The sequence below is a fragment of the Streptomyces sp. BE20 genome (assembly GCF_036322525.1).
Lineage (GTDB): Bacteria > Actinomycetota > Actinomycetes > Streptomycetales > Streptomycetaceae > Kitasatospora.
Genome location: NZ_JAQYWW010000085.1, coordinates 1 through 8089 on the forward strand (window position 1 = coordinate 1; position 8089 = coordinate 8089).

The 8089-nt window shown below is 72.1% G+C and carries 8 protein-coding genes; 6 read left to right on the top strand and 2 right to left on the bottom strand.

The window, feature by feature from the left end; translation table 11 throughout:
• Nucleotides 1-265: 265 nt before the first annotated feature.
• The 5 genes from PUR61_RS00345 (at nucleotide 266) to PUR61_RS00365 (ending at nucleotide 5017) form a co-directional block, all read left to right on the top strand.
• The gene (locus PUR61_RS00345) at nucleotides 266-1117 is read left to right on the top strand and encodes a fumarylacetoacetate hydrolase family protein (protein WP_329874392.1); all 852 of its coding nucleotides are present in this window, start codon (nucleotides 266-268) and stop codon (nucleotides 1115-1117) included.
• Between the two features lie 137 nt (nucleotides 1118-1254).
• Nucleotides 1255-1962, top strand: coding sequence for a GntR family transcriptional regulator (locus PUR61_RS00350; protein WP_329874394.1), 708 nt, complete (start codon nucleotides 1255-1257; stop codon nucleotides 1960-1962).
• Nucleotides 1963-2202: 240 nt separating this feature from the next.
• Nucleotides 2203-2964 carry a (Fe-S)-binding protein gene (locus PUR61_RS00355; protein WP_329874396.1) on the top strand — a complete coding sequence of 254 codons (762 nt, stop codon included), beginning with the start codon at nucleotides 2203-2205 and terminating at the stop codon, nucleotides 2962-2964.
• A complete protein-coding gene (locus PUR61_RS00360) occupies nucleotides 2961-4382 on the top strand; it encodes a LutB/LldF family L-lactate oxidation iron-sulfur protein (protein ID WP_329874398.1) in 1422 nt (473 codons plus the stop codon). Before PUR61_RS00355 ends, PUR61_RS00360 begins: the two co-directional genes overlap by 4 nt.
• Nucleotides 4379-5017, top strand: coding sequence for a LutC/YkgG family protein (locus PUR61_RS00365; RefSeq protein WP_329874400.1), 639 nt, complete (start codon nucleotides 4379-4381; stop codon nucleotides 5015-5017). Before PUR61_RS00360 ends, PUR61_RS00365 begins: the two co-directional genes overlap by 4 nt.
• A 984-nt stretch (nucleotides 5018-6001) precedes the next feature.
• Here PUR61_RS00365 and PUR61_RS00370 read toward each other — a convergent pair.
• Both PUR61_RS00370 and PUR61_RS00375 read right to left on the bottom strand, forming a co-directional pair.
• Complete coding sequence (locus PUR61_RS00370; protein WP_329874402.1) at nucleotides 6002-6361, bottom strand: hypothetical protein; 360 nt, start codon at nucleotides 6359-6361, stop codon at nucleotides 6002-6004.
• A 158-nt stretch (nucleotides 6362-6519) separates the two neighbouring features.
• A complete protein-coding gene (locus tag PUR61_RS00375) occupies nucleotides 6520-7098 on the bottom strand; it encodes a helix-turn-helix domain-containing protein (protein ID WP_329874404.1) in 579 nt (192 codons plus the stop codon).
• A gap of 352 nt (nucleotides 7099-7450) precedes the next feature.
• On the opposite strand from PUR61_RS00375, the gene PUR61_RS00380 reads away from it, so the two are divergent.
• Nucleotides 7451-8089 (top strand): ATP-binding protein (locus PUR61_RS00380; protein WP_329874406.1); only part of this gene is annotated, 639 nt, incomplete at its 3' end.

Consider the following 8089-nt stretch of genomic DNA (forward strand, 5'->3'; position numbering starts at 1 on the left):
CGACTACACCACCGTCGTGGACACCACACGCCGCCTGATCTCCCGACTCCACGCCCACGATCAGGCCCTGGTCCTCGGGGGCACGGCCGACCGCGTCTACCGGCTGAGGCCTCGACCGCGGTCCACCGCCCGGCTACCGGTACAGGGGCGCCGCGGCCCGTAACGCCTTCCACAGGCCCGACGATCGGGCCGGCTCGTCACCCACAGACATCGCGTTCACACACCCGGTCCGTGCGGACCGCCGACCATCCCCAGGGGGACACCCATGAAGCTCATACGCCTCGGCCCCGCCGGCAGCGAACGCCCGGCGGTCCTCGCGGGCGACGGCCGGCTGTACGACCTCACCCCGCTGACCGGCGACATCGACGGCGCGTTCCTGGCCTCGGACGGGATCGCCCGCGCCGCACGGGCGCTGGCCGCCGGTGAGCTGCCGCCCCTGGACGGCGACGGCCTGCGTGTCGGCGCGCCGATCGCCCGCCCTGGCAAGGTCGTCTGCATCGGGCTGAACTACCGCGACCACGCCGAGGAGACGGGAGCCGAACCGCCCGAGCGCCCCGTCGTCTTCATGAAGGCGGCCGACACCGTCGTCGGCCCGTACGACACCGTCCTCGTCCCGCGCGGATCGCAGAAGACCGACTGGGAGGTGGAACTGGCCGTCGTCATCGGTAGGCGGGCGCGCTATCTGGACACCCCCGCCGAAGCCGGCGGCCACATCGCGGGCTACGCGATCAGCAACGACGTCTCGGAACGCGCGTACCAGCTCGAACTCTCCCCGCAGTGGGACCTCGGCAAGTCCTGCGAGACGTTCAACCCGCTCGGACCGTGGCTGGTGACCCGCGACGAGATCACCGACCCCCAGAATCTGGGCCTGCGGCTGAGCGTCAACGGCGTGCAGCGGCAGAACGGCAACACCGACAACATGATCTTCGGCGTGGACCACATCGTCTGGTACCTCAGCCAGTACATGGTCCTGGAACCCGGCGACGTGGTGAACACCGGCACCCCCGCAGGAGTCGCGCTGGGACTCCCCGGCACGCCCTACCTCCGCGCGGGAGACACCGTGGCACTCGAGATCGACGGACTCGGAACACAGCGGCAGACCTTCGGACAGGCGTGATGACCATGTTGGACGACCCCGGCCCGGACCGGCCCGACAGCCCCAAGGCCCCCCTCGCAGCGAACGCGGCCCCACTCGCCGCCGTGGTCTCGCTAAACTGCGGGGACACCGACAAGCCCCGGATCGCAGGAGACCGCATGCCCCCGCACGCCAGTTCCGCGGCCGGGGCACAGGAACCGGACGCGAAGCCCCCGGTGCGGCAGGTCCTCTCCGACAGCGTCTACGAGAAGATCAAGGCCATGGTCATGGACCATGAGATCGCCCCCGGCGCCCGGGTCGGCATCGAAGCCCTGTCTCGCGGCCTCGGCGTGTCACCGACGCCGGTACGTGAGGCCCTGGCCCGACTGGAGGCGGACGGTCTGGTGGTCAAGCGGTCCCTGTCGGGCTACCGCGCGACCGAGCTGCTGACCCGCCAGGGACTCGAGGAACTCTTCGAGATGCGTCTGCTGCTCGAACCCAGAGCGGCGGCGCTGGCGGCCGACCACGCCACCGAGGAACACCTCGACGCCCTCGAAGGGATCATGGAGGAGATGCGGGGGCACCCCGGACCGACCGGACGGTACGCCGACTATCACGGTTTCGCCGCCCTGGACCAACGTTTCCACGAGGCGATCGCCCTGGCCGCGCACCGCCCGCTGCTCGCCGACGCGGTCGAGCGTCTCCACGCGCACCTCCACGTCTTCCGGCTCGCCAGCGTCAGGTTCACGGAGGACCCCACGCTGGAGGAACACGAACGCGTCATACGGGCCGTCCTGCGGGGAAAGCCCGATCGTGCGGCGGAAGCCATGACGGACCACCTGACCCACAGCCTCCAGCGCCAGCTCAGGGACGACACGCGGCCCTGATCGCGGCAGGGCGCAACCTACGGCGATCGGGAGTTCGCATCCCCCCTCGCCGGCCGGCACGTGAAGCCCGCCCCGCAGAACCGAACGCCGCCTCGAAGGCCCCGGCAGCGGCACCGTAGACAACGGCCGGCCCGATCCGCACGCCCGCACCCCCTGGACTCCGTTTTCGAGGCGCCGTGCGCATCGACAGCCGCGCCCGGGCGGCGACGCACGGCCCACGGGCCGAAAGGAGAGAACCACATGCGTGCCGCACTGTTCGTCACCTGCATCAACGACGCCCTGTATCCGTCCACCGCGATCGCGACCGTCAAGCTGCTGGAGCGCCTCGGGGTCCAGGTGACGTTCCCGTTCGCGCAGACCTGCTGCGGCCAGCCACAGTTCAACACCGGCTACCGCACCGCCACCGAGCCCCTGCTCAAACGCATGATCGACGCCTTCGACGACGCCGACCACGTCGTCACCCCCTCCGGCTCCTGCGCCGCGATGGTCCGCGACAACTACCCACGCATCGCCGCCAAGGCATCCGCCGAAGGACGTGACAGCGGCCTGGAGGCGGGCGCGCGCTCCCTCGCAGCTCGCACCTACGAGCTGACCGAGTTCCTCACCGACGTCCTCGGCGTCGTCGACGTCGGCGCACACTTCCCCCACACCGTCACCTACCACCCCTCCTGCCACGGGCTGCGCACGCTGGGCCTCGGGGAACGGCCGCGCCGGCTCCTCGAAGAGGTGAAGGAGCTGAGGCTCGCCGAGTTGCCCGGAGCCGAGGAGTGCTGCGGTTTCGGCGGCACCTTCGCCGTGAAGAACGCCGACGTCTCGGCCGCGATGGGGCAGGACAAGATCACCAACGCGCTGTCCACCGGCGCCGACTTCCTGTGCGGCGCGGACAACTCCTGCCTCATGCACCTTGACGGCCTGCTCCGACGCCAGGAGGCGCCCCTGCGCCCACTGCACCTCGCGGAGATCCTCGCCAGCACCGTCGACGACCCCTGGAGCCCCCGATGAGCGGCGCGACCTATCTGGGCATGCCGTCCTTTCCCGAAGCCGCGAAGCAATCCACCCGCGACGAGCGTCTGCGGCGCAACCTGCGACACGCCACGCACACCATCCGCGACAAGCGGGCCGCCGCCGTGAATGAACTGGCGGACTGGCCACAGCTGCGGGAGGCCGGCAAACGCATCAAGGACCACACCCTGTACCACCTGGACACCTACCTGCTGCAACTGGAGGAGAAGGTGACCGCGGCAGGGGGCACGGTGCACTGGGCCGCAGACGCCGAGGAGGCGAACCGCATCGTCGCGGATCTCGTCGAGGCGACCGGTGAGAGCGAGGTGGTCAAGGTCAAGTCGATGGCCACTCAGGAGATCGGCCTCAACGAAGCGCTGTCGGCGCGCGGGATCCGCGCCTACGAGACCGACCTCGCCGAACTCATCGTCCAGCTCGCCGACGACCGGCCGTCCCACATCCTGGTGCCGGCGATCCACCGCAACCGCGGTGAGATCCGCGACATCTTCACCGAGAACATGGCGGCATGGGGACGCCCCGCACCCGAGGGGCTGTCCGACCGCCCGGCCGAACTCGCGGAAGCCGCCCGGCTGCACCTGCGGGAGAAGTTCCTGCGGGCCAAGGTCGCCGTCTCCGGCGCCAACTTCATGATCGCCGAGACCGGCACCCTGGTCGTCGTCGAATCCGAGGGCAACGGCCGGATGTGCCTGACCCTCCCCGAGACACTGATCTCCGTCGTCGGCATCGAGAAGGTCCTCCCCCGCTGGCAGGACCTGGAGGTGTTCCTCCAGTTGCTGCCGCGCTCCTCCACCGCCGAACGCATGAACCCCTACACCTCCATGTGGACGGGCACCACCGACAGGGACGGCCCCCGCGGCTTCCACCTGGTCCTGCTCGACAACGGCCGCACCGACACCCTCGCGGACGAGGTCGGCCGCCAGGCCCTGCGCTGCATCCGCTGCTCCGCCTGCCTGAACGTGTGCCCGGTCTACGAGCGAGCCGGGGGACACGCCTACGGCTCCGTCTACCCCGGACCGATCGGCGCCATCCTCAGCCCCCAACTGCGCGGCGTCACCAGCGACATCGATGCCTCCCTCCCCTTCGCCTCCAGCCTGTGCGGCGCCTGCTACGAGGTGTGCCCGGTCGCCATCGACATCCCCGAGGTCCTGGTGCACCTGCGCGAGCGGGTCGTCGAACAGACCGGCGGGCACACCGCCGAACGGGCGACGGTCAAGGTCGCCACCTGGCTGCTCGACCACCCGGCGGCCATGACCGCCGCCCTGCGCCTCGCCTCCGGCACCCGCAAGGCGCACCCCCGGCGCCCGGGCGGCCCCGCCAGGGCGTGGACGGACACCCGCGACCTCCCCCCTGTCCCCGCCGAACCGTTCCGCACCTGGTGGAAGAGGAACCGCGCATGAACACCCGCGACACGATCCTGGCCCGCATCCGCGCCGCCGTGGCCGGCGCGCCCGAACCCGCCCCGCTCACCCGCGCCTACGCCTTCAGCCACACCAGCGACGACCCGGGATGGATCGTCGACCTCCTCGCGGAGAACCTCACCGAATACCGGGCGATCGTGCACCGGTGCCCCACCACGGACCTTCCCCAGTTCCTCGCCGACCTCCTCGAACGACGCGGAGCACGCACCGTCGTGGCCGCAACCGGACTCCCCGGGGCCTGGCTGTCCCGCGTTCCCCCGACGATCGTGGGCGACAGCGACGCCCCCGCGCGGACGCCGGCGCTCCTGGAGCGGGTCGACACCGTGATCACCGGATGCGCGCTGGCCATCGCCGAAACCGGCACCATCGTCCTGGACGGCGGCCCCGGACAGGGCCACAGGACACTGACCCTCGTCCCCGACCACCACATCTGCGTCATCGGCGCCCACCAGATCGTCGTCTCTCTCCCCCAGGCCCTGCCCCTGCTGACACCCACCCGGCCACTCACCTGGATCTCCGGCCCCTCCGCCACCAGCGACATCGAACTCGACCGCGTCGAAGGGGTCCACGGACCCCGCACGCTGGAGGTGGTCATCACCGACCAGGCCGCATAGCCCGGTCGCGTTGCCGTACCTCAGCCCCGGGAACCCGACACCACCAGTCCTTGCCGGCATAAGGATCAACCGCCCCCAGCCTCCGGGGTGACCCGTGAAAGCGGAGACGGACCCTCGCTCATGGCAAGCGCATCAGGCTCCTGCCACCTCGGCCAACCGCCGCCTCCTACCGGCGGAGCCTGCCCGGCCCCTGCTCGGCACGGACGAACCCGCGATGCCCTACCCGAACGCGATGCCGCGACCTCAGCCGCGCCTCGCGACAACTATGCAGATCCACTCCCCCCTGGAAGATCCGCGCCTACCTGACGGCACACCGCCGTGGTGGCCTTCCGCGTGTTCGGGGGCAGCCGGTGCGTACGTCCGGCCGCCCCTGCGGACGGTGCCGCGCGGACCCGGCGCCGAGGGGGGTGTCAGGGCGTCGGGCGTGGAGCAGGGCACCACCGCGCGCCCTGGTCGGGGCGCTCTGCCCGGTTCAACGACCGAAGACGGCCCCAGTCACCAGGACGACGGCGACGCCCTGGACGGGGATCCGGGCGGCCGGACGCCGGCGGGGGCGCAGCCGGCCGGGCGTCGGGAAGTGCGGGCCGGTGGGAGCTCGGTGGAGGTGGCGGGTCTGATCGGTGGCCGGGCGTTGCGGGGCGCGGGGTCGGGGTGGCTGGGCTGGAGGAGTGTTTCGAGGCGGGCGGTGGCCTCGGGCCGCGGCCGGGCGTGGCAGGGCCAGCCGGGGCAGTTGCCGGGGCGTTGCGGGATGAGTTCGACGAGGGCTGTGCAGCGTGTGCAGGTGGTCATTGCGGGGTCCTTGCGGTGCTGCAAGGGCCGGCCTTTCGTGTGCGTGGTCCTGGTCCCCATCGATCGTGCGGGCAGGCGGGGGCGGGTGCGGGTGCGGCCGCTGAGGAGGGGATCATGGCACAGCTCACCGGTGGTGTCGGGTATGCCGGTGACGTCGTCGGTCGGCCGCTACGGACTCCAGGGGGTAGGCGGGGATCAGGTGGGGCGTCGGCCGAGGGCTGCGGTCAGGAGGGTGACCGCGTGATGGGAGGTCTGGGCGAGCCAGGGCGTCCGTCGTCGGGGTCGATGATCGCCCGGCCGTTGACGTAGGTGGTCCGGCCGTCGTCGCCCGTTTCCATCCAGCCGGCCAGGCTCCGGTCGGGTCGGCGTACGGCGAACACGACGCGCCCGGGCCGGCCCTCGACCAGGAACGAGGATGTCGAGCGTTTCCAGGACGGCGGGCGCGGACCTGGCCGGGAACGCCTCGGCGTCCAGCAGCGCGTCGGGGAGGTCGTTCGCCGTCCCGGTCGCGGCACAGGTCGCCCGCTCGATCCGGGCGAGGTGGTCGGTGCTCACCGCTGCCCAACGACCGGCCACCGTAGGGTCACCGCCGTCCACGGTCCCGGCAACCCTCGCGGCGGGCCGGGAAGATCCGAACGCCCGTGTCCGGCCGCGCCGCCCGCCCCGTCGGCCGGGCCGGCACCGACTGGTAGGTCCCGCTCCGGTGGGGCCGGTCAGCCCTCGGGGTGGAGGATCGCCCGCGTCTGTCGGCCGGCTACCTCGACGGCGGCGACACGGGCCCGGTCGCGCTCGTCCATCCTCGCCCAGCGCCGCTCGCGCTCGGCCCGGCAGTGCTCCCGGGTACGCTGCTCGGCGGGGGCCAGGCGCTCCGGGGTGACGCCGAACAGGGGCGCCGCCCATTCCTGCCAGGGAAGTGTCCGGTCCTGGTCCGGGTCGTAGCGGGCGCGGGCGGCCCGGCCGCGGTGGCCGGTGTTCTCCAGCTCCCGGTAGGTGGCCTCGGCCATGCCCAGGACCGTGGCCATCCGCACGCGGCTGCGGCCGGTGAACACCCGCAGATGCGCGAGACGCTCCTGGTCGACGACACACAGGTCCGCCGGCGCGACACCCACGGCGGCGGCCAGGAGAACAAGATGCTCCGGGCGCGGCACCCGCGAGCCCGCGAGATAGAAAGACACAGCGCGCTCCGACACCCCGGTCACCCGCATGATCCGAGCCGCCGACGCCCCGGCCGCCGTCCGCGCCGCACGCAGCCTGGCCGCGTCGAAGCCGCACTCCGTTCCACTCACACCCACACCCTGCCCACCCCGCGGCAGGGATGAACGACCTTCACACCCGCGCGCCTGTGAAGGTCCGTTCAGGGGGCACGAACCAGGGGGAACGAACCTTCAGACCACCCGGCGGACCCGCCCGGTTCACCGGTGCGGCTGTCGGGGCACGGCGAAGGACAGGCCTTGGGTCAGGACCCCGGCGATCACGAAGGCCGGGGTCGCCGGTGAGGGACCACCCCAAGTGCGTGCCGGCACCTCGTCCACACTCCCGTCCTGCACGGGATATCCCTCAGCGGCAAGACGCCGAGGGACCGGCTCTGTTCATGGGATCGGTCGGCGAGCGCGCGGAGGCCGGGGCTGGACTACGCTCGCTGGTATGGGCGCCTTGACGGACGGCGGGTTCCCCGCCGACGTGACGAGCCTGGTGGGTCGCCGCTCCGAGCTCGCCGAGCTGAAGCGGTTGCTGGCCGACTCGCGCCTGGTGACACTGACCGGCACCGGCGGCGTGGGCAAGACCCGCCTGGCCCTGCAACTGTCCCGCGAGGTGCGGCGCGCCTTCCACGACGGCGCGTACCGGGTGCCGCTCGCGGAGGTCGGCGAACCGGACCAGGTCGGACAGAGCGTGATCAACGCCGTGGGCCTGCGCACCACGGGCCCCGACGCCACCACGCTGCTGACCGACTACCTGCGGGACAAACGCCTGCTGCTGGTCCTGGACAACTGCGAGCACCTGGTCGGCGCGTGCGCGAAGCTGTCCGCCGGCCTGCTGGCGGCCTGCCCCGGCGTCCGCGTGCTCGCGACCAGCCGCGAGGTCCTCGACATCGCCGGCGAACGCGTCTTCGCCGTCACACCCCTGGCCCTCCCCGACGAACACCCCGGCGGGACCCACGCCGACTCCGTCGTCCTGTTCGCCGACCGCGCGGCCGCCGCCGCCCCAGGCTTCACCCTCACACCCCACAACGCACAGGCCGTGGCCGACCTGTGCCGCCACCTCGACGGCCTGCCCCTGGCCATC

Bases quoted from the DNA above. Each gene is read 5' to 3' on its own strand.
- PUR61_RS00355 (WP_329874396.1), top strand. From the start codon at position 2,203: ATGCGTGCCGCACTGTTCGTCACCTGCATCAACGACGCCCTGTATCCG.
- PUR61_RS00365 (WP_329874400.1), top strand. From the start codon at position 4,379: ATGAACACCCGCGACACGATCCTGGCCCGCATCCGCGCCGCCGTGGCC.
- PUR61_RS00360 (WP_329874398.1), top strand. From the start codon at position 2,961: ATGAGCGGCGCGACCTATCTGGGCATGCCGTCCTTTCCCGAAGCCGCG.
- PUR61_RS00350 (WP_329874394.1), top strand. From the start codon at position 1,255: ATGCCCCCGCACGCCAGTTCCGCGGCCGGGGCACAGGAACCGGACGCG.
- PUR61_RS00345 (WP_329874392.1), top strand. From the start codon at position 266: ATGAAGCTCATACGCCTCGGCCCCGCCGGCAGCGAACGCCCGGCGGTC.